The organism is Bacillus sp. iso_77 (assembly GCF_056173625.1).
Window position 1 is genome coordinate 2,602,238 of record NZ_CM149683.1, and the last position, 21,964, is coordinate 2,624,201.

General features: G+C 40.6%; 22 protein-coding genes. 11 read left to right on the forward strand and 11 right to left on the reverse strand.

Features of this window, described 5'->3' with window-relative positions; genetic code table 11:
- Positions 1–100 precede the first annotated feature (100 nt).
- The 6 genes from AC0VYC_RS13325 to sppA form a co-directional block, all read right to left on the reverse strand.
- Positions 101–1,075 (reverse strand): class I SAM-dependent methyltransferase, encoded by a 975-nt coding sequence (locus tag AC0VYC_RS13325; RefSeq protein WP_135009396.1) that lies wholly within the window; start codon positions 1,073–1,075, stop codon positions 101–103.
- 88 nt (positions 1,076–1,163) lie between these two features.
- On the reverse strand, positions 1,164–1,664 hold the full coding sequence (gene tpx, locus AC0VYC_RS13330) for a thiol peroxidase (protein WP_007501731.1): 501 nt from the start codon (positions 1,662–1,664) through the stop codon (positions 1,164–1,166).
- Positions 1,665–1,776: 112 nt separating this feature from the next.
- Entirely contained in the window at positions 1,777–2,229 is a 453-nt protein-coding gene (gene ytfJ / locus AC0VYC_RS13335) for a GerW family sporulation protein (RefSeq protein ID WP_007501733.1), read from the reverse strand.
- A 14-nt stretch (positions 2,230–2,243) separates the two neighbouring features.
- A complete protein-coding gene (locus tag AC0VYC_RS13340; protein ID WP_034647385.1) occupies positions 2,244–2,951 on the reverse strand; it encodes a DUF2953 domain-containing protein in 708 nt (235 codons plus the stop codon).
- A 100-nt stretch (positions 2,952–3,051) separates the two neighbouring features.
- Positions 3,052–3,576: an RDD family protein gene (locus AC0VYC_RS13345; RefSeq protein WP_138278862.1), complete on the reverse strand. Its 525-nt coding sequence runs from the start codon at positions 3,574–3,576 to the stop codon at positions 3,052–3,054.
- Between the two features lie 14 nt (positions 3,577–3,590).
- Positions 3,591–4,592 (reverse strand): signal peptide peptidase SppA, encoded by a 1,002-nt coding sequence (gene sppA / locus AC0VYC_RS13350; RefSeq protein WP_024718673.1) that lies wholly within the window; start codon positions 4,590–4,592, stop codon positions 3,591–3,593.
- Positions 4,593–5,040: 448 nt separating this feature from the next.
- Here sppA and AC0VYC_RS13355 point away from each other — a divergent pair, with 448 nt between their 5' ends.
- The 10 genes from AC0VYC_RS13355 to AC0VYC_RS13400 all read left to right on the forward strand — a co-directional run bounded on the left by AC0VYC_RS13355 (position 5,041) and on the right by AC0VYC_RS13400 (position 16,340).
- Complete coding sequence (locus tag AC0VYC_RS13355) at positions 5,041–5,844, forward strand: NAD kinase (protein WP_008343132.1); 804 nt, start codon at positions 5,041–5,043, stop codon at positions 5,842–5,844.
- A gap of 252 nt (positions 5,845–6,096) precedes the next feature.
- Complete coding sequence (locus tag AC0VYC_RS13360; RefSeq protein WP_475388657.1) at positions 6,097–7,539, forward strand: DEAD/DEAH box helicase; 1,443 nt, start codon at positions 6,097–6,099, stop codon at positions 7,537–7,539.
- Between the two features lie 189 nt (positions 7,540–7,728).
- The gene (gene desA / locus AC0VYC_RS13365; protein ID WP_007501745.1) at positions 7,729–8,784 is read left to right on the forward strand and encodes a Delta(5) desaturase DesA; all 1,056 of its coding nucleotides are present in this window, start codon (positions 7,729–7,731) and stop codon (positions 8,782–8,784) included.
- 115 nt (positions 8,785–8,899) lie between these two features.
- On the forward strand, positions 8,900–10,036 hold the full coding sequence (locus AC0VYC_RS13370; protein WP_475388658.1) for a sensor histidine kinase: 1,137 nt from the start codon (positions 8,900–8,902) through the stop codon (positions 10,034–10,036).
- On the forward strand, positions 10,033–10,632 hold the full coding sequence (locus AC0VYC_RS13375) for a response regulator transcription factor (RefSeq protein WP_007501749.1): 600 nt from the start codon (positions 10,033–10,035) through the stop codon (positions 10,630–10,632). The genes AC0VYC_RS13370 and AC0VYC_RS13375 overlap by 4 nt, the downstream gene beginning before the upstream one ends.
- A 190-nt stretch (positions 10,633–10,822) precedes the next feature.
- Entirely contained in the window at positions 10,823–11,743 is a 921-nt protein-coding gene (locus tag AC0VYC_RS13380; protein WP_025207786.1) for an iron-hydroxamate ABC transporter substrate-binding protein, read from the forward strand.
- 109 nt (positions 11,744–11,852) lie between these two features.
- Positions 11,853–12,542: a response regulator transcription factor gene (locus tag AC0VYC_RS13385; RefSeq protein ID WP_025207787.1), complete on the forward strand. Its 690-nt coding sequence runs from the start codon at positions 11,853–11,855 to the stop codon at positions 12,540–12,542.
- Positions 12,542–13,546 carry a sensor histidine kinase gene (locus tag AC0VYC_RS13390; RefSeq protein WP_058337290.1) on the forward strand — a complete coding sequence of 335 codons (1,005 nt, stop codon included), beginning with the start codon at positions 12,542–12,544 and terminating at the stop codon, positions 13,544–13,546. Before AC0VYC_RS13385 ends, AC0VYC_RS13390 begins: the two co-directional genes overlap by 1 nt.
- 105 nt (positions 13,547–13,651) lie before the next feature.
- Entirely contained in the window at positions 13,652–14,413 is a 762-nt protein-coding gene (locus AC0VYC_RS13395) for an ABC transporter ATP-binding protein (protein ID WP_058337289.1), read from the forward strand.
- On the forward strand, positions 14,403–16,340 hold the full coding sequence (locus tag AC0VYC_RS13400) for an FtsX-like permease family protein (RefSeq protein ID WP_427243329.1): 1,938 nt from the start codon (positions 14,403–14,405) through the stop codon (positions 16,338–16,340). The genes AC0VYC_RS13395 and AC0VYC_RS13400 overlap by 11 nt, the downstream gene beginning before the upstream one ends.
- 40 nt (positions 16,341–16,380) lie before the next feature.
- On the opposite strand, the gene AC0VYC_RS13405 is transcribed toward AC0VYC_RS13400, so the two are convergent.
- Together AC0VYC_RS13405 and AC0VYC_RS13410 are read right to left on the reverse strand one after the other, a co-directional pair.
- The gene (locus AC0VYC_RS13405; RefSeq protein WP_025207791.1) at positions 16,381–17,730 is read right to left on the reverse strand and encodes an amidohydrolase family protein; all 1,350 of its coding nucleotides are present in this window, start codon (positions 17,728–17,730) and stop codon (positions 16,381–16,383) included.
- A 74-nt stretch (positions 17,731–17,804) separates the two neighbouring features.
- Positions 17,805–18,425, reverse strand: a complete 621-nt coding sequence (locus AC0VYC_RS13410; RefSeq protein WP_427243331.1) for an NAD(P)H-dependent oxidoreductase — start codon at positions 18,423–18,425, stop codon at positions 17,805–17,807.
- A 116-nt stretch (positions 18,426–18,541) separates the two neighbouring features.
- Between AC0VYC_RS13410 and AC0VYC_RS13415 the strand changes: the two genes are divergently transcribed.
- Entirely contained in the window at positions 18,542–18,976 is a 435-nt protein-coding gene (locus AC0VYC_RS13415) for a MarR family winged helix-turn-helix transcriptional regulator (protein ID WP_427243333.1), read from the forward strand.
- A gap of 52 nt (positions 18,977–19,028) precedes the next feature.
- Here AC0VYC_RS13415 and AC0VYC_RS13420 read toward each other — a convergent pair whose 3' ends face one another.
- The 3 genes from AC0VYC_RS13420 to mbcS all read right to left on the reverse strand — a co-directional run bounded on the left by AC0VYC_RS13420 (position 19,029) and on the right by mbcS (position 21,779).
- Positions 19,029–19,205 carry a hypothetical protein gene (locus tag AC0VYC_RS13420; RefSeq protein ID WP_008356320.1) on the reverse strand — a complete coding sequence of 59 codons (177 nt, stop codon included), beginning with the start codon at positions 19,203–19,205 and terminating at the stop codon, positions 19,029–19,031.
- A gap of 242 nt (positions 19,206–19,447) precedes the next feature.
- A complete protein-coding gene (locus AC0VYC_RS13425) occupies positions 19,448–20,062 on the reverse strand; it encodes a LysE/ArgO family amino acid transporter (RefSeq protein ID WP_025207793.1) in 615 nt (204 codons plus the stop codon).
- Positions 20,063–20,198: 136 nt separating this feature from the next.
- Complete coding sequence (mbcS, locus tag AC0VYC_RS13430; RefSeq protein WP_249855654.1) at positions 20,199–21,779, reverse strand: acyl-CoA synthetase MbcS; 1,581 nt, start codon at positions 21,777–21,779, stop codon at positions 20,199–20,201.
- Between the last annotated feature and the right edge of the window lie 185 nt (positions 21,780–21,964).

The window sequence follows — 21,964 nt, forward strand, 5'->3', positions numbered from 1 at the left end:
CATTGAAAACTTTGCATTTCAAGTACACCTTCGAACTGTTACCGCTTACATCAATAAGTCGTTATTTTCTGAATAATAAAATAGCCAGACATCACTCTGGCTATTCTTTCGTTTCTTTTTCTTCTATAAACCATTGGTCTAATTTTCTCATGACGCCAACCATTGCTTCTTTCTGTGAGAAAGATGGCAGATTGGCAAATAGCATACGTTTCGGTGCTTCGAGCCCCTCTTTTTTCTTTTGCATCACAAATAAGCTTTTGGCATGCTTTTTGTCTTTGAACATAGAGACTGGCAGCTGAATTAACGCATTCATATATGCATGTTCTTTGATGAAATCCTTTAATTGTACGCTTTCTTTTCCTTCAAACAAATCGTTTGGAATGATGAAGAATAAGAAGCCGCCTTCTTTCGTGTGACGCAGACTTTGCTCAATGAATAAATAATGCGCAAAGGAATGACCTTCTTTTGCCTTTAATTCATAGTCTTTAGCGCGCTCATCATTTGGATAAAACCCGACAGGAAGACTACATACAGCAACATCTGCTGGTGAGATAAGAAGCGGCTCTAAGCTGTCCTGGTGGAAAAGCTCTACTTCTTTTTCTTCTAAGTTCGCTTGTGCCCACGCAATTTTAATGAGCACGTCATCAATTTCAGAGGCAAAACCGCGTGTTGTTTCTGCTGTTACATTGTTGAGGACCGCAAGCAGTAAATTCCCTGTTCCCGCTGCTGGATCAAAGACAACCAGCTCTTTTTGTCCTTCTAAAAATTTATTGACCAAATAGCTGACAAACAGACCAATTGTATCAGGTGTCATCTGCCGGTTTGGATGTGAAATATCCTTTTGTCCTTTTAATACGGCGAGCTGAAACGCTTTACGAATCTGCTCATGATCATAAGAGGCGAAATCTGCTTTCTCTATTAAATCTTTTAGTAAACCGTTTCGATCATTTGCCTGGAAAAAGGCTTCTCCTGCTTCTGCCAATGCTTCAATATAGGAAATGTTCTGTTCCTTTTTTAAACGAATTGAAGCTGTATCGAGCAGCTCAAAAATCGTACTCACTTGATCTTTCTGCAATGCTTTTCTCTCCTCGCTTTGTTAAAAGCTATATGTTCTCATTGAAAAGAGCCCCAGTATGAAGCCGGAGCTCTTGTCGATGCTGCTTTTATAACAGTGATTTCGCAGCCTCAATGGCTTTTTCATAATTTGGATGATTGGTTGCTTCGCTTACGTACTCAGTGTAAACCACTTTTCCGCTTGGGTCTAATACGAAGACCGCACGCGCCAATAAACGCAATTCTTTCATATATAAACCAAACGCTTCACCAAATGACATATCTCTATGATCAGATAATGTTTCGACATTTTCAATTCCGTTTGCTCCGCACCAGCGTGCTTGTGCAAATGGTAGGTCTGCACTAATGGTATAGATATTGACCGGACCTAAACCGGCTGCCTCTTCATTGAAACGTCTTGTTTGTGCGTCACACACACCTGTATCAATAGAAGGAATCACTGAGATAATCGTCACTTTTCCTGTTAAATCAGAAAGTGAAACTTCCCCTAGTGAGTTCGTTAATACCGTGAAATCTGGAGCCTGCTCGCCTACTTTCACTTCATTTCCTACAAGCGTTACTGGGCTCCCTTTAAATGTGATCGATGCCAAAACAATTCCTCCCTTATCAAATGTATGGTTCTATCATAGTAGAGAAAGCAAAAAACTGCAAAGCCTAATCGTCCATTTTGAAAAAAAAGTTAACTGCAGGGCAGCTAACTTTTTAAAGGTCTATGTCATCTAGTTTTCGTTCTTTGTGACGATGCTCCCGTTCATCCTTCTTAAACATGTGCTGAAGACGTTCAATTGCTTGAGGAGCAGAATCCAATATTTTATCGAGCAGATGTGTGTGTTCATCCAAATGAAGCATTCTTACGCCATTTGTTCCCACAATTAAAAAGGCGATTGGTGTAATCGATACTCCCCCACCGCTTCCGCCTCCAAATGGGAGTCTCGGTTCTTTTCGTTCTTGTTCATCAGACCGTTTTTCTTTCTTTTGGTTACCGTTGAATTCACTGCCGCCGGCTGCAAATCCAAAACCAACCTTTGACACAGTGAGAATGACACTGCCGTCAGGGGTTTCGACTGGATCGCCGATGATCGTGTTCACATCAATCATTTCTTTTAAGTTTTCCATCGCTGTCTTCATCAGACCTTGGATTGGATGATCTGCCATTTTCGGGTTCCTCCTTAAACAGATGATTCATTCTTCGTTGCTTGAAGAGAGGCATTTTTTCTCGCCTTTCTCCCTTTTAACCAATGGACAAGTAATCGAATGGCTGCAAGCATAGCATGTCCAATCCGAAAATAAGCTATACATGCAAAGTGTGTCTGTGATACTTTGTGCTGAAAAGCGGGAATCACTTCATAGACGGGTTTGTGCTTAAAGGTGAGATGCTCCTGCATAAAGGCAAGAAGTGCTCCTTTGACTGACCACACACCACCGGCTGCTACACCTGTTAAAGCTGCGTCATGAAAACCAATCCATGTGGACCAGTGAAATGAGACGATTTTTATATGAATGAAAAACGTTCGCATGATCCGGTTTAGATCGACAATTTCTTTTGTAATACGCTCCATTTGATGAAGGATTTCCTTTACATCACGTTTTCCCACTTTTTTATGCATGGTTTCTTTTTCTTGATTAGGCGTTTTGGTGCTGGCCATTTTCTTTTCACGAATATCAATCGTTTGATCTTCCGTATTCACTTTCACCATCGGAATGTCTTTCTTCAGTCTGACGATTCCATATAACGTGATGATCTTCACCGCAATATGGTCATTGTCATTTGCATGTGAATAGTCCAGTGAAATGGTCACTTTCATAAAGATCAATAAGATCACAAGGAACAAAAAAGCTGCGATCCAAACGTACAGCACTGTGCTCACTTCCTCCATAACAAATGATGCTTCCTCTACGATTATGGCTCTCCTTCTGGATTTTATACCCAATCACCAAAAAAAGAGTTTGACCGGTACCCGGCCAAACTCTCTTTGATTATGCGTTTGCTTCTGTTTTTTCATATAAATGTTCATGAACAACCACCGTATCTGCAAAGTAGTCATGAACCCCTTGCTTTTTCGGCGTGAACCCAACCACAGCATAGAGAACAAAAAGCGTATTAATATATCGCCCCACAATTTCTCTAAAGAAAATGACATCCCATGGCAGCTTCTTCTCCGGCTGAAGTGAGACGACTTTGATTCCAAACACCATCTTTCCAAGTGTTTGTTGGAAAATCTTCGTCATGATCGCAAAATAAAGCAGAAAAACAATTGTCGTTGTGACGGAAAATGGGGAAAACCAACCTCCACCTTTTGACCAGCCAAAGAGACTAAAGATTGGAGAAACCGTCAAATGGTTAACACCCCATACGACGAGCCAATCTAGGATAAATGCCCAGAATCTAATCCAGAAACCTGCAAAAGCCTGCGCTTCAATTGAAGTGCGCTTCGCAAGAGTCGGCCTTGATTCTCCCTCTTGGCTGCGACTTTCCGTTACTTCATCGAATGTAGAATCCATCTATGATCCCTCCTTTATTTTGAATAGAGATACATCGGTTTAGACCCATTGGAGCCAGCCAGTGTTTCTTTTAAGTTCAGAAAATCAATTTCGCTTTTAAAGAGCTTACTTGCACTCATATTGAAGAGAGAGTTCCAGCCGAAGCTTTGAGAATAGCTGATCACTGTCGCTCCTTTTAACCCTTTTTCATTTTTCTTCATTGCTTTTAGAGCATCTTCATAGTATCCAAGCTCATCCACTAATCCGTTCGATTTCGCCTGTGTTCCGTCATAGATTCGGCCGTCAGCAATTTTCTTGACGTCCTGCTTAGACATGCCACGTCCTTCTGAGATGACTTTCACAAAGCCTTCATAGGAGTTGTCAACCATGCTTTGCATGATGTCTCGCTCATCTTTTGTCATATCACGATTTGGGGACATGATGTCTTTGAATTTTCCACTTTTAATGGTTTCATATTTGATGCCTAAATTATCTGCCAGCTTTGCATAATTCAAACTTTGCATGATGACCCCTAGAGACCCTGTTAACGTTTCAGGTGAAGCAAAGATTTTTTTCGCTGGAGTGGATACATAATAGCCGCCAGAAGCCGCCATTGAACCCATGGAAACATAAATTGGCTTCTTCGCTTTCTTTACTTCTTCTAATTTTTTATGTATTTCAGCACTTTCATAGACACCGCCGCCAGGAGAGTTGACGCGCAGCAAGACACCTTTCACAGACGCATCGTCTTTTGCTTTATCTAATTCCTTTAAGAACGCACGATGATCATATGCTTCCCCGCCTAGAAGGCTGGATGCACCGCCGTTATCTTGAATCGTGCCATTAATCTCAAGTACAGCAATTTTACTCGCACCGCTCCCATCTTCTAGTACCTTTTCTTCGATTTCGTCCCCGAATTGATAGCTCATCTTATTATCATTGAAGCTTTCATACAAGGCCGTCGTGATACTAATCACAATCGAAAAGCCGAAAACACCAAGTGCAATGATTAAGGCTACCCATCTTTTCGCATTCATTTCTTTCTCCTCCTTTTTGTCTCACTTCGTTCATACGAATACACACATGAAATGTTTCACAGGAACTGTGGTTTTTTTACATTTCATTTCAACATATGATAGCATCGATGTGAAATGACGATCAACTTTACATCTTCTATCATTTGCTCATCATGACGAAAAATTGGCGATTTTATCCTCTTCCTATATCTAATAGCTCAGACCATCTTCACAACGAAACGCCCAGACCTCTCTTTCTTCCAAAATGAGCTATTAAATTATGCTCAAAGTCAGCGTTGTCTAATCACTTACAATGACTCATTTCTTAAATGGAAGCCTCTATCATGATGAAGCGTCTTTCTAATATTTTTACTTTCATATGAAAAAAGTGTAAAATGTGAGCAAGGGTTTTCTATGTAAGCCCTTTACTACTCGAAATCTATTTTTGACAACAAAGGGGAGAACGTCAATGACAGACAATCGTCGCAATGTATTTTTCTTTTACAAAAAAGATCATGAATTGGATGGACACATTTCTTCTCTGGAGAAGCTCGCTACCGATCAAGGCTTTCACGTCGTAAAGCGTGCAGAAGATGCCCATATCATTGCTTCAATTGGTGGAGATGGTACATTTCTTCAAGCGGTTCGCAAAACGAACTTCCGGGATGACTGCTTGTATGTAGGGGTATCAAAAACAGAGAATTCGCACCTATACTGCGATTTTTCGTTAGAACATTTTGATAAAATGATTGATGCCATGAACACTGAACAGATTGAAGTGAGAAAATATCCGATCATCGATGTAAGCGTTGACAGTACAAACCAGTTCCATTGCTTAAACGAACTGTCGATCCGCTCAAGCATCATTAAAACATTTGTCATCGATGTGTATATAGATGATTTCCATTTTGAAACATTTAGAGGCGACGGGATGATTATTTCCACTCCAACCGGTTCAACGGCCTACAATAAATCTGTCAACGGCGCCGTGGTGGATCCGATGCTTCCGTGTATGCAAGTAACCGAGCTGGCATCGCTGAATAACAACTCATACCGTACACTTGGAGCTCCTTTCATTTTAAGCAGTGACCGCAAGCTGACACTAAAGGTTGTTCAGGACGGTAACGACCATCCGATTATCGGTCTTGATAACGAAGCGCTAGGTACAAAACATGTCAAACAAATTGATATTGGCCTTTCTGGTAAAGTGATCAAAACGGTCAAATTAAAAGATAACTCCTATTGGGAAAAAGTAAAACGCAGATTCCTTTAATCAAAAAGCTCCTTTAAGGGGCTTTTATTTTCTTTTCAGCGTGATAGAAAACCTTTGAAGTCTAGGAAGAGTGAGCACCGGAACGGAGCGAATTTGACATTCGTGAGTACCGGAGCGCAAATCTGACACCGAATGCGAGGGTTTGTCTACACGCTGAAAGCTCCTTTACGGGGCTTTTTTTCGTGTCTTTTCATTCACGGTCATGATTATGGTATGATGTCACAAGTATGAATGTACGAAAAGGAGAACACTATGACATTACAACAATTTGATCAATATCCATTAAGCGATGATTTAAAACAAGCGCTAAAAGCACTTCACTTCCATACACCTACACCTGTTCAGCACGAGACCTTATCCGTTGCTTTTTCAAAACAGGATCTGATCGTCAAATCTCAAACTGGCAGCGGCAAGACGGCAGCCTATGGTCTGCCGATTTGTGAAATGGTCGATTGGGCTGAAAATAAACCTCAAGCCCTCATCCTCGTTCCAACGCGAGAACTCGCCATGCAGGTCAAACAGGATCTCACAAGTCTTGGACGATTGAAACGAATTAAAGCCGCAGCCATTTATGGAAAAGCCCCTTTTCAAGCTCAAAAAGTAGAGCTTGCACAAAAAAACCACATTGTGTGCGGAACACCGGGACGAGTCTTGGATCACCTTGAGAAAGGTACTCTTTCCTTAGAAAACCTTAAATTTTTTGTATTAGATGAAGCGGATGAAATGCTGAACATGGGGTTTATTGATCAAGTCTCTTCTATTATTCAGTATCTGCCGCCAAAGCGCATGTCAATGCTGTTTTCAGCGACCATGTCTGATGAGATGAAGAAATTAAGTGAACAGTTTTTACATTCACCAAAAGTAATTGAAATTGCACGGGAAGAAACGTCTGTACCACAAATCACTCACACCGTGATTGAAACGGAGGAAGAAGCGAAATTCTCTCTTCTTCAGCGTACGATCGTGATTGAAAACCCAGATAGCTGCATTATTTTCTGTAATACACAGGACCGAGTGAACGAACTCACAATGAAGCTGGATGAATGGGATGTGCCTTGTGACAAAATTCACGGAGGCATGAGGCAGGAAGACCGCTTTGCTGTAATGGATGAATTCAAAAACGGGGAATTCCGTTATTTGATCGCAACCGATATAGCAGCCCGAGGAATTGATGTCAGTGATATGACACATGTCATTCATTACGACTTGCCATATGAAAAAGAACGCTATATTCATCGGACCGGAAGAACTGGCAGAGCGGGTAAAAGCGGAAAAACGATTGCGTTTATGACAAGGCACGGGCAGCAGCTCATTGAAGAATTAAAGCAGGAAGCTGGCATTCATTTTCAGACTCAGCCTTATCCTACAAAAGAAGACGCAGAACAGCATGTAGAAAGCTTTGAAGAAAAGATTGAAACGCCGATTCAAAAGGAAAATAAACAAGCTGGCGTTGAAAAGGATATTATGAAGCTTTATTTTAACGGCGGGAAGAAAAAGAAACTCCGGGCAGTTGATTTCGTTGGAACAATCGCCAAAATAGATGGCGTTGCGTTTGATGACATTGGGATTATTACCATTCAGGAAACGAAAACATATGTCGATATTTTAAATGGCAAAGGCCCTCTTGTGCTAAATGCCATGCGCCACACAACGATTAAAGGCAAGCAGTTAAAAGTACATGAAGCACGTGCATAAAAAGTGAAGGCTAAGCGCCTTTACTTTTTTTATTTAAAATAAAATAAGCTTACAACCCTTGAACCATCAGCCTTTCCCGCGTCCAACATGACAAATGTCATATTGAATACATGATGGGTGCTACTATGAGCATGACACCTTTCCTTCTATACTTTGAAGTAGAAAGAAACGGAAAGGACTTGAACGTTCATGACGACTTCAACAAACACACAGCAGCAAGCCACTTTAAGAAAACAAGTTGGCCAATTCTCTGGTGCTAATTCGAAAAAAAGTATCATTCAACTCTTTAATACATTCATTCCATTTTTGGGGCTTTGGTTTCTTGCCTATTATAGCCTGAACATCTCCTACCTTTTAACCCTCTTCTTTGCGGTGATTGCAGCTGGTTTTTTAGTACGTGTCTTTATTATTTTTCACGACTGCTGCCATCAATCCTTTTTTAAACAGAAGCCGCTGAATCACCTGTTCGGTTTTGTAACGGGCGTACTCACCCTTTTCCCTTATCTTCAATGGCAAAGAGATCATTCAATTCACCATGCCACAAGCAGTAATCTAGACAAACGAGGTACTGGCGACATTTGGCTCCTGACAGTCAAAGAATATCAAGAAGCATCAGCTTGGACGAAATTTCGCTACAGATTTTACCGTAATCCTTTTGTGATGTTTATTTTAGGACCGATCTTTGTTTTTCTCTTAAAAAACCGTTTCAACGTCAAAAATGCTCGTAAAAAAGAGCGCTGGAACACGTATTTCACAAACGTGAGCATCATTGCACTAGCAACTGCAACGTGTCTTCTTTTTGGCTGGCAGGAGTTCCTGCTTGTCCAAGGTCCAATCTTCCTGATCTCAGGATCAATCGGCGTATGGCTGTTTTATGTGCAGCATACATTTGAAGATTCTTACTTTGAAGCAGATGAACATTGGAATTATGTGCAGGCGGCAGTAGAAGGCAGTTCTTTTTACAAATTACCAAAGCTTCTTCAATGGTTAACAGGCAATATCGGCTATCACCATGTTCATCATTTAAGTCCGAGGGTACCGAATTATCACTTGGAGCATGCACATGATCATAGTGAGCCGCTTCAAAATGTTCCAACCATCACTTTAAAAACAAGTATCGAATCAATGAAATTTAGACTTTGGGATGAAGAAACGAAAGCATTCGTTACCTTTAAAGAAGCACGGCAATCTAAGAAGATGCCCGCACCTGTCATTAAAGGAGACATTCTGAAGAAAAATGCATAATTGGTGCAAGCTCTTTCTTACTCTAGAAGGAGCTTGTTGCCATTTACAGGATGCAACCGTAAGTTGAATTTGATAAAGTAAGGAAAAGAACGAAAACGGAAAAGGTGGCACACGGATGAAAAAACAGTTTAAAATTCAAAAATTGCATGGGATTTCCCCCTATATATGGGCCATTTTTTTCATCCTGCCCTTCTATTTTATCTTAAAGACGCCTACGACTTTAGGTATTGTCATTGGCATTATTTTGAACGTGGTTTTTTTCGGAGTGTATCGTTTTGCCTTTGTCGCAAAAGGCTGGTCTTTATATGTCTTCGGTCTTTTATTGATTGCGATTTCTACAGGCTATGTGATGCTCTACAGCTATATTTATTTCGCTTTTTGCATCGCCTATTTCAATGGGCACATTAAAAGAAAAGTCCCTTTTTATATCTTATACTATATTCATCTAGGGAGCGCCGCCGTAGCAGTGAACTTTAGCTTGATTTTAAAAAAGGGATGGTTTCTCACACAAATTCCTTTTGTTGTGATCACACTTATTAGCGCCATTCTCCTCCCTCTCAGCATTCGAAGCCGAAAAGAACGTGAACGCCTTGAAGAGAAATTAGAAAATGCCAATGAACGGATCGCCGATCTTGTCAAACTTGAAGAAAGACAGCGCATTGCTCGTGATCTACATGATACACTTGGACAAAAACTCTCTCTTATCGGTTTAAAGAGTGACCTTGCCCGTAAACTCGTGTATAAAGACCCTGAACAGGCACGCGCCGAACTAAAAAGCGTCCAACAGACAGCTAGAACGTCTCTAAATGAAGTGCGGAAAATTGTTTCTTCCATGAAAGGCATTCGGATCAAAGATGAGAAATTGAACATCAAGCAAATCCTTGAAGCCGCCGATATTGACATGATTTATGATGAAAAGGAAGCGCCGAAATACATCTCTCTTCTGAACGAAAACATTGTGAGCATGTGCATCAAAGAAGCCGTAACGAATGTCGTCAAACACAGCGATGCCACTGTCTGTCAAATCACCATTCATCAAAAGTCAAAGGAAGTTGTCATTACAGTTGAGGATAACGGCACATTTAAAGGCGGTGATCCATCCTCTCAAACGAAGGGACATGGCCTTTTAGGGATTAGAGAAAGATTGGAATTTGCAAATGGACGCCTGCACATTGAAACAAAAGACGGGACGAAGCTGATCATGAGTATTCCAAATGATTCAGCAGCGAAAGATAAGGAGGAAATAAAATGATTAACATCTTTATCGCAGAGGATCAGCAAATGCTGCTTGGTGCTCTTGGGTCGCTTCTCGATTTAGAAGACGATATGACCGTTGTTGGAAAAGGGACAAACGGCCAGGACGCCATTGATTTTGCTCAAAAACATCCGGTCGATATTTGTTTAATGGATATTGAAATGCCAGGAAAATCTGGTCTCGATGCCGCTGAAGAACTCAAAAAGTCTGATGTGAAAATCATCATTTTAACAACCTTTGCCCGTTCTGGCTATTTTCAAAGAGCACTGAAAGCTGGCGTTAGCGGCTACATGCTGAAAGACAGCCCAAGCGAGGATTTAGCAAGTGCCATCCGCAGCGTGATGAAAGGGAAAAAGGTGTACGCCCCTGAATTAATGGAAGACTTGTACAGCGACGAAAATCCTTTAACTGAACGAGAAAAGTCGGTTCTAGAACTCGTCGCAGACGGAAAAAACACAAAAGAAATCGCCAAGGAACTCAGCATTAAAAGCGGCACTGTCCGAAACTACATATCCGTTATTTTAGATAAACTAGAAGTCAAAAACCGAATTGAGGCCATTACTCGTTCCAAAGAAAAAGGCTGGTTTAAATAAGAAAAAAGATCAGGTCATACACTGCCTTGATCTTTTTTTCTTTCTATCATTATTCCTCTATCCACTGCTAAAATATCATTGACAACAAACCTCACTTCTATGGTATGATATCTGAGTGATAATAATTATCATTATCACTCATACAACCAAATACACGGCTGATGTGCCGATTTCAAAGGAGTTTACATTCATGAAGAAAATATTGTTCCCTCTGATGCTCATCTTCGTACTTGCGTTGAGCGCATGTGGCAATAGCAGCAACTCTTCCTCAAATAAAGGAAAGCAATCAACGTCATCGGACACGATTACATATCAATCTGAAAATGGACCTGTGAAGCTGCCAGCAAATCCAAAACGTGTTGTTGTTCTCGCCTCTTATACAGGAAATGTCTTGTCACTTGGTGTGAACCTTGTGGGCGTTGACTCTTGGTCAAAAAAGAATCCACGTTTCAAAAAGAAATTAAAAAATGTGGAAGAAGTATCCGATGAAAATGTAGAAAAAATCATGAAGCTAAAACCTGATGTCATCATCGGTTTAAGCGGTGCAAAAAATGTAGAAAAACTAAAAAAAATCGCCCCTACCGTTTTATTCACGTATAACAAAGTCGATTACCTTCAGCAGCATATTGAAATTGGAAAAGTCTTAAACAAAGAAAAAGAAGCAAAAGCATGGGTCAAGGATTTCAAACAGCGTGCAGCTGAAGCTGGCAAAGAAATCAAAGCAAAAATTGGTGAAGATGCAACCGTATCTGTCTTTGAAAGCGGCACAAAAGATCTTTACGTCTTTGGAGATGCGTGGGGACGGGGAACAGAAATCCTCTACCAAGCAATGAAACTAAAAATGCCTGAAAAAGTAAAAGAAAAAGCATTAAAAGCTGGCTATTATGCGGTATCACAAGAGGTCATCCCTGAATTTGCCGGAGACTATATGATCATTAGCAAAAACAGCGAAATGGACAATTCTTATCAAAACAGTGAAATCTATAAGTCCATTCCTGCTGTGAAAAAACATCGTGTGTATGAAGCAAATGCGGAAGAGTTTTACTTTAATGACCCGCTCACACTTGAATATCAATTATCATTCTTTAAAAAGCACTTTTTAGGTAAATAAACTGAAGCAAGGGATCTCTTCCCTTGCTTTTTTGCTGTCTGCTTCTAGCGGGAGTGCCTGTTTTCCGCTACAATGATGTACAAGTAATTCAAAAAGTGTGGTGCTCGTTTTGTTTAAAATTTTGCTGATTGAGGATGATACAACCCTCTTCCAAGAAATCAAAGAACGTTTAGTCAACTGGTCTTATGATGTGTATGGGATCAACAATTTTCAACAGGTCATGCAGGAGTTCACTTCCATCCAGCCTGATTTAGTCATTATTGATATTCAGCTGCCAAAGTACGACGGATTTCATTGGTGCCGGATGATTCGGCATCATTCTAATGTGCCCATCATCTTTCTTTCCTCTCGTGATCATCCTGCTGATATGGTCATGTCGATGCAGCTTGGAGCTGATGATTTTGTACAAAAGCCCTTTCACTTTGACGTTCTCATCGCCAAAGTAAGTGCTGTCCTTCGCCGAGTCCATGATTATAATGCGGAACCAGCCAACTTAAAAGTTTGGTGCGGCGCTACCCTTGACCTCGAAAATAATACAGTGACAAATGAAAACGGTGAGATTGAATTAACAAAAAATGAGTTTTTTATTCTCAAAGAATTAATTCAGCATAAAAACCATATTGTCAAAAGGGAATCTCTCATCCAAGCTTTATGGGACGATGAACGATTCGTGAGTGACAATACACTCACTGTAAACGTCAACCGCCTTAGAAAAAAACTAGACGAAATCTCTCTTGGCGCCTTCATTGAAACAAAGGTGGGTCAAGGTTATCTTGCAAAAGAAAAGGATGATCAATGATGCTGCAAGCATTTCTAAAAGAACGACGAAGCTGGATCTTGTTCTTTCTTAGTTTGCAGCTTCTCATTCTCTTTGTTGCATATTTGGATACAACGATTCCACTCGCTTCTCTTTTTTATATCGTGCTTTTGTCTACATTACTCTTCATTGTTTTTCTTTTTTTTCGTTATCGGAAAGAAACTGCTTATTACATGCAACTGAAAGAATGGGATGAAAACATAGACCATCAAATACGTCTCAAACCCTCTTCCCCCTTTGAACAAATTGTACAGGAGGCAACGTCAGAGCAAATCGACCGATACCGCCAGATGACGGCTAAGCAAAAAACTGCGCTGGAAGAAGAAAAAGATGAACTGCTCTCATGGATACACGAGGTGAAAACGCCGCTCACGGCGATGCACTTAATGATTGACCGCATAACAGAACAGCCGCTCAAATCAAATATGACATATGAATGGCTTAGAATACATTTACTCCTTGATGCACAGCTGCATCAAAGCAGGATCCAACATATTGAAAATGATTTATTTATTGAAAAACTGGATCTCCAAAACATGCTAACGAAAGAAATCAAAGCGCTCCAATCGTGGTGTATGCAAAAAGGAATTGGCTTTGACCTTTTATTAGAAGAGCGAGATGTATTAAGTGATACAAAATGGTTATCCTTTATGATCAGACAAGTGCTGACAAACGCCGTCAAGTACAGCCAATCATCTGACATTATCATCGAAAGCAAACAAATGAACGAACAAGTGGTGCTCACCATCACAGATCAAGGCAGAGGAATTGACCCAAGAGACGTGTCCCGTATTTTTGAAAAAGGCTTTACCTCCACAAGACATCACAATGACACGGCCTCCACAGGCATGGGGCTCTATTTAACAAAAAAGGGAGCTGACGCTCTTCATATCACAATCGAGGTCAACTCCACATTAGATCAAGGGACAACTTTCACCTTTATCTTTCCGAAAAAGAATGATTTTGTGCATATTGCGAGCATGTGACAACAATGTCACATGCTCGTCTGTTTTGTTCGCCAAATCGCAGGAAGTCTGATCGGCTTCTTTTTATACTAGAGATATCAATTAAATAAAAAAGGGGTTCGACAGATGAACATTTTAGAAGCTCGCAAGTTATATAAAAGCTATGGAAATAAATTCAATAAACAAGAGGTGCTGAAAGGCATTGATTTGACGATAGAAGCTGGAGAATTTGTCAGCATCATGGGGCCATCAGGCTCGGGGAAAACGACCCTTTTGAACGTATTGTCATCGATTGATCATGTGTCCAGCGGATCGATTCGGATCGCAGATGCAGAAATGACGCAAATGAAAGATCAGCAGCTCGCTGAATTTAGAAAGAAACAGCTTGGCTTTGTTTTTCAGGATTATAACTTACTTGATACACTCACAGTTAAAGAGAACATCCTCTTGCCATTATCCATCTCCAAAACGCCTAAAAAAGAAGCTTTTGAACGCTTTCAACAGCTTGCAGAGGATATGGGGATTTATGAACTAAGAGACAAATATCCAAATGAACTGTCTGGGGGACAAAAGCAACGGACATCTGCGGTACGTGCCTTTATTCACGAACCAAGCCTCATTTTTGCTGATGAACCAACTGGAGCACTTGATTCCAAATCTGCGTCTGACTTACTGAACAAGCTGCAAGAATTCAATCACAAGCGCAAAGCAACCATTGTCATGGTGACGCATGACCCTGTTGCAGCCAGTTATTCAAGACGAGTGATTTTTATCAAAGATGGACAGATCTATACACAATTGAATAAAGGCACATTAGAGAGAAAGATGTTTTTCGAGGATATTATGAAAACGCAAGGTGTTTTAGGCGGTGTGAAGCATGAACATTAATCAGCTCGTCTTCCGCAATCTGAAGAAAAACTTAAAAAATTACTATTTATACGTGTTTGCACTTGTATTTAGTGTGGCGCTCTATTTTTCCTTTGTCACCTTGCAGTATTCACCAGCACTTGATGATGTGAAAGGGTCTATTAAAGGCGGTGCGTCCATTAAAGCCGCTTCTATTCTGCTGATCGCCATCGTCGGCATCTTCCTTTTATATGCAAATAGCATTTTCATCAAACGTAGAGGAAAAGAAATCGGTCTCTTGCAGCTCATTGGAATGACGAAACAAAAAATTGCCAAGCTGCTCCATGCAGAAAATTTTATCCTCTATATGATTTCGATGGCTATTGGAATATTGGCCGGATTTATCGGTTCAAAGCTGATGCTGATGGTTCTATTTAAAGTGACAGGTGTTCATGCAATTGCCAATCTTCATTTTTCTGGCACGGCTCTTTTGCAAACAATCATCGTGTTTCTCTTGATTTATGTTGTCATCATGCTAAGAAATAGACGTTTTATTCAGAAGCAAACGATCTTAGCTTTGTTTAGAACAACCTCTTCTACAGAGCAGCGTATTAAAAAAATCTCTGTCTTTGAAATCATCATCGGGGTTCTAGGCATTGCCTTTATCAGCTCAGGCTATTACATTTCTTCTCAGCTTTTTAGTGGCTCATACACATCGATGTTTTCGTTATCTTTAGCCATGATCTATATTTTAGCTTCTGTCATTATTGGTACTTTCCTGTTCTATAAAGGCTCTGTTTCATTCATTGCCAATATCGTACGAAAAAGAAAAAATGGCTACCTTGCCATTCATGAAGTCTTGTCTTTATCGTCGATCATGTTCCGTTTAAAATCAAATGCATTGCTGTTAACGATTATTACTACCGTATCTGCACTTGCCATCGGTTTGTTATCACTCAGCTATATTTCCTACTACTCAGCAGAAAAAACAGCTGAACAGCAAATTCCAGCACATTTTGTCATGGGATCAGAGAAAGATGCTGGCACATTCACTCGTGCACTTTCTAATCAGCATATTGCCTATGAGAAAAAGCAGTTCGAGGTCATTCAAGCCGATTTTGATGCAAATCAGATCATCGATACAAAGTTAAGCAGTGTGAATAAAGCTCCAGGAGTCTTGACACTACCTGTGATCAGCGAGAAAAACGTACCAAATATTCATGTAGAGAACAACGAAGTCATGTTAAGTGGCTACAATGATATATTGAAAAAATTCATGCCGATTAAAAGCTCTGGTGATGTGAAACTTTTAATAAAAAAACCAATTGATTTAAAAGTAATTGATATGAAAAAGGATCATTTAATCTCTTACCAGTTTACTTTTGGCGGCCTACCTGTTGCTGTCGTCAGTCAAAACGTCTTTGAGCAGCTTGATCAAAACAAAGACCCTAAGCTGCAGCGTGAGAATAACCAATATATTGCGATCAATATAAAAGATGAAGGAAAAGTTGAACAAGCCAATGACGTCTTTATGTCTGTGAAATTGAGTGATGAAAGCATGTCTAGATTTGCTACCACTCAGCAGCAAAAACAAACCATCGGACTGATGATGTTTGTAGTCGGATTTTTAGGCCTCAGCTTCCTTGTGACATCAGGCTGTATTTTATACTTCAAACAGATGAATGAGAGCGAAGAGGAACAAAGCTCATACACGATTCTGCGTAAGCTTGGTTTTACGGAGACAGATCTCTTAAAAGGCATTCGGCTCAAACAGCTTTTCAACTTTGGCATTCCGCTTCTCGTCGGGCTCTTGCACAGCTACTTTGCTGTACAATCTGGCTGGTTTTTATTTGGCAGCGAACTGTGGACACCTATGCTGATTGTCATGGCGATTTATACCGTTTTATACTCCGTCTTCGGATTCCTATCTGTCCAATATTATAAAAAAGTCATTAAAGAATCGTTGTAAAGTATTCCCCATAGGCAGTGGCCTATGGGGATATTGCACGTCATTTTGTTGATTCAAACTGATGCGATAAAATATGATCTCTTGCCGCATAAGCTTTTTGTTTGATCTCTTCTACGTTCACTCCAACTAGCTTCCCATTTTGTTTCACTGCTTTTCCAGCCACATAGACAGAATCAACATTTGAAGGGTGTGCCGTTTGCACAACTGCCCCAGCTGGATCTGTCATCGGAAGAAGATTCATGCTTGTCCGATCAATTAAGATAAAATCAGCTTCTTTTCCAGGTGTGAGTGAGCCGATTTTGTCATCAAGCTTCAAGGCACGAGCCCCGTTTATTGTGGCTGCTTCAAGCATTTGCTGTGCAGACAATCCAAGTTCAGGCCCTGGCATCGTCCCTTCCATCAATAAAGATTGATTTTGAATCGCCCGCTCCGCCTGTAGTCCGAATTTCATTTGGGTAAATAAATCTCCGCCTGTCGCTGTCACCACATCTACACCAAGCGTTGGCAGAACGCCATTTTCAATGGCGAGCCCTGTGACAGGATATCCGTGTCCCATCATCATTTCAATCTCAGGTGTAATAGAGATGGAGCTTCCGCTGTCAGCTAACATCTTCATTTGATCTGCATCAATTGCATTGATATGCACCATATTCAAATCAGGCCCGAGCAGCCCTGCTTGATGAAGCCGCTCAATCGATCGATCCGCTGCTCCCCAATTTCCAAAGCCAATGTGCATACTGCATAATGCATCTAGTGATCTCGCTGTTTCAATTTCAAAGACGGTCGTCTCCCATGAAGAAAATTCAGGTCCACGAATGGCAAGTCCCATCGTCAACAGCTGATCCGATGATTGAAAATGTTTTTGTTTCACGCGGGCTGCGTCTTCCATATTCGTGAGCGTACTCTCTCTGTCCCAATACGCTGCATCTCCAGAGGTACCAAAACCAAAGACCGCTCGAATACCCGCATCTTTTAAACCTCCAATGAGTTCTTCTGTATGATCCATAGAATTGATCATCGTCCAGTCGAAAAACGTGGTTACTCCTGCATCTAATGCCTCTAATGCGCCTAAATAATTAGCAATTCGATCATCTGATGGACGTCTCATCGCCCCATAGTTGCCATAATAAATTTTGCTCAAATACGTTTGCAAAGACCAATCTGTTCCGATTCCCCGTATGACAGACTGCCACACATGACGATGGGTATCCACAAGCCCTGGCATGATGACCATGTCAGACGCATCCACAACATCAGCACCGCTTACTTCAATCGAAGGTCCGACTTCTAAAATATGTGCCCCTTCAATTAATAGATCTCCCTTCTCCAGAAAACCTAAAGATGGATCAAGTGTGATAAGAGCCGCATCTTTAAACAATGTTTTCTTCATCCATATCCCCCTTTTCAAATAAAGAGAATGAGTCACTCACCCTCTCTGTCATTTTAAGACATAACAGGTTCAAATTAGAAGAAAAGTGACTCAAGGAATGTGGTTTTATGAGCTGATATATTCCGAAAATAGTTGTATATCCGTTTTAATTTCACGTCATGCTTCCCTTTCGGACTTTCCATCATGCCAAATTCAAAGAACTTCACCGGCTTAATCCCTACATATTGCAAAAGAGCTCGTTTCATTAACACCTTGTGGGCATTTTGCAAAAAGAAGAAAGGGTAGTGGGTCGGTCCTTGCATTGTCGATACACATACAGCCCTCTTTCCTTTTAACAAGCCTTCTGGAAGCAGCCCGCCTGTTTGACGGTAAGCAAAATTCGCTGCAAACATGCGATCAATAAAACCAAGCAGCATGGCTGGCGGCCGCCCCCACCAAATCGGATAAACAAACACGATGTTGTCTGCCCATTTGATTTTCTCTTGATATTCTTGAATCTCAGGGTCCTTATGCATATCACGTCTTTTTTTCTCTTCATTAAAAATAAGTACAGGATCAAATTTGTCTTGGTATAAATCTATGATTCTCACTTCTTGAACGTTTGGATTTTCTTCACTGCCCTTTAGGATTTCTTTAAAAAAAGCACCATTTAAACTATTGTGATGGGGGTGAGTATAAATAATGAGTACATTCATGGCTTGTCTCCTTTAGTTATCATTTGATAATAAAAAGCATACGCCTCTCTTTTTTAGTTGTCAAATGATAATTGTTTTTTAATAACAAATTTGGTATGGTACGTAGGAGGTGAAAAATGATGAAAAACCCACATTTTTTCAAAGAGTTTGTCACATTTGCTTCTACTTTTTCTGAGCTGAAACATTCTATGATGAGCAAGATCAAACCATCTGATCTAACCACTCTACAATATTTGATTCTGGAGCAGTTAGCCGTCAGTGAGCCGCTAACACCTAGTGAAATCGCCGATTGTCAGCACATGTCTCTTCCGAATGTCAGCAGAGAATTGAAAAAGCTTCACGAAAAACAATTCATTGATAGACAAGCAGATAAAGATGACAAGCGAAAACATGTCATTATGCTGTCTAAAAAAGGTCGTGCGTGTATGGACAAAGCATTTCAACAAATTGAATCCATGCTCATGGACAGCCTTTCTTCCTCTGACCAAAATCAAATGGATGATATCGTACAAGCTCTTCGTCTATTAAATCAAACCATCTTCAAAAAATGATCGAATGAAAAAAGCATGAGCGTATCGCTCATGCAAATGATTTTTGAACACATTAGTAAAGAGATGCTAAAAGATACGTGATGAAACCTACTATTGGAATAATCGGGATCATCAGCTTCAATGTTTTATTCGTATTCTTATATAAATTCCACAACAAGACTGGTACACCAAACGTCAATGTATCAAAGACAGCAAGCACTGCCCCTTTACGCTGTTCTTTATGAGCCATTTGAAAACCTCCACATCCAATAAAATACATTTTTATAGTGTAGCATACATTCTATTTTGATCATTTCCTCCAGGTAATTGAACCGTCAGCATGTCTGATAAAAATGAACAGGATGTAACTGAAGCTTCTACCGAGATAGTAGTCAACAAAAAAGCGCCAGATGTTTTCCATCCAACGCTTTTTCCCATGACATGTTCAGCACTCATTTTCATGCATCACGTCTCTTTTGCTCTATGTATCCTTTATCCAATAAGCTGATAGGCGATATATAATGCAACCAGCCAGATCATGACCGCAGAGGCTTTATTGATCCGGTTCATCCACTTGCCGTTTGTATCTAGCTTTCCTAACATTTTCCCGAGAAGGGCAAGACCCATAAACCATAACCACGAGACAATGATACAGGCTGCGGTAAATGCCACCTTTTCCGCCCCATGATATTGAAGAGAGTTCGTTCCTATCACTCCTATTGTATCGAGAATCGCGTGAGGATTTAAAAGTGAAACGGAACAGGCAAATATGATTTGTTTTCTCACAGGCATCAGGTCTATCGTTTCTTGATTACCTGTTGCGGAGCTCGTGTTCCAAACCGACCAACCCATATAAAGTAAAAAGAAAAATCCAATGATAAAAAGACCCATTTGCAAGATAGGAATGGTGAGTACAACAACCGAAACCCCAATGACAGCTAAAGTAATTAAAAGTGTGTCGCAGAGAGCAGCTGTAATGACCACAGGCAGTACGCGATATAATCGAGGCTGAAGGGCTCCTTGCTGAAATACAAATACATTTTGTGCGCCCAAAGGTAAAATAAGACCAAAGGCAAGCACAATCCCATGAATTATCGCAATCGACATTTTCAGAACATTCTCCTTTTCAAGTCATCCTTACACATTTTAACATAAAACATCATGAACGAATTTTACATATTTGATTTGTCCAATAAAAAAAGCGCTGGATGATTTTCCATCCAGACGCTTATTGTTTCTACTGTTATGATGATTTTCGTGCAAGCTCTCTTTCTCTCAGCTCGACACGTCGAATTTTCGCTGACGGAGTTTTTGGTAGCTCGTCAATGAATTCGATTTCTCTTGGATATTTGTACGGTGCTGTTGTATTTTTCACGTGTGTTTGCAGCTCTTTAATCAGCTCATCGCTTTGTGCAGATGCATCACGCAGGACGACGTATGCTTTCACGATTGATCCTCTGATTTCATCTGGACTTGCCACAACCGCACATTCTTTCACTGCTGGGTGCTTAATCAGTGCATCTTCGACTTCAAATGGACCAATTGTATAACCTGAGCTGACAATGATGTCATCCCTGCGGCTTTCAAACCAAAAATACCCGTCTTCATCTTTTTTCGCACGGTCACCGGTAATAAAGTAATCCCCGCGGCGCTGCGCCTTTGTACGCTCTGCATCTTTGTAGTATTCCTTGAATAAAGCCGGCGTTTCAAGATGAACGGCAATGTCACCTATTTCTCCTGGAGCACAGATCTGGCCATTCTCATCAATGATCTCTACTTCATTTCCAGGTGTTGGTTTGCCCATGCTACCTGGCTTGATGTCCATTCCTTTCAGCACCCCGACTAGCAGCGTGCTTTCTGTTTGCCCGTAACCATCTCGCACTTCGATATCGAAATGTTTTTTGAACGTATCGATGACTTCACGGTTGAGCGGCTCTCCCGCAGAAACAGCACTATGCAATTTGGGTAGCTCGTACTGACTGAGGTCATCCACTTTTGCCATAAATCGATATTCTGTTGGTGTACAGCATAGAACATTGATTTCATTTTTTTGAAGCAGCTCTAAGTACGTATTCGGATTAAATTTCCCTCCATAAACAAAACCTTCTGCTCCGCTTCCTAAAACAGATAAGAGAGGACTCCACACCCATTTTTGCCAGCCTGGTCCTGCTGTTGCCCATACTTTATCCCCTTCATTAATGGAGAGCCATGCTTTGGCCGCAGTACGTAAATGTGCATACGCCCAGCCATGTGTATGAACAACCCCTTTTGGGTTACCTGTTGTGCCTGATGTATAAGAGAGAAACGCCATGTCTGTACGTGTTGTGTCTGCCAATTTCAACTCGCTTGACTGCTCTTCCTTTTGCGCAACAATGTTTGTCCAGCCATGATCATTCTCACCAATCGAGAATGTTTTGAAATCTTTTGGCTGGTTGGTTCCTTCAAACGATTGAATGAATGATGCGTAAACAATCGCTCCTTTTGCTTCTGCATGTTCAATTCGGTAATCTATATCTTTAGCGCGAAGCATTTCTGAACAAGGAATCACAACCATTCCTGTTTTTAGAATGGCTAAATAAATGCTGTATGCCTCTAGCATACGAGGCACCATCACAATGATTTTATCGCCTTTTTTAAAGCCTGCATTTAATAGAACATGACCAATTTTATTCGCCTCTTCCACTAATGCTGCATATGTCACATGTGCTTCATGGCCATTTCCGTCCTGCCAGTGCAGGGCGATTTTCTTCTGGTCATGACTGAACGCTTCAATCTCACTGACTAAGTTATATTGTTCTGGTGCAATTAAGTCTTCTCTTTTCATGGTACAGCTCCTTTTAGCCTCTTTCTATGAAACGAATCATGTTTCAATTTACCTATTCTAACACTCATAACTGAAAAATGCTTGAATTAGGACCTACTCCTAGTATTATGCCATAATTTTTTCATTTCGTCTTCTTTTTTAAAAATATTCTAACAATTTATGTACAAAAAAAGAGCGGGAATGAA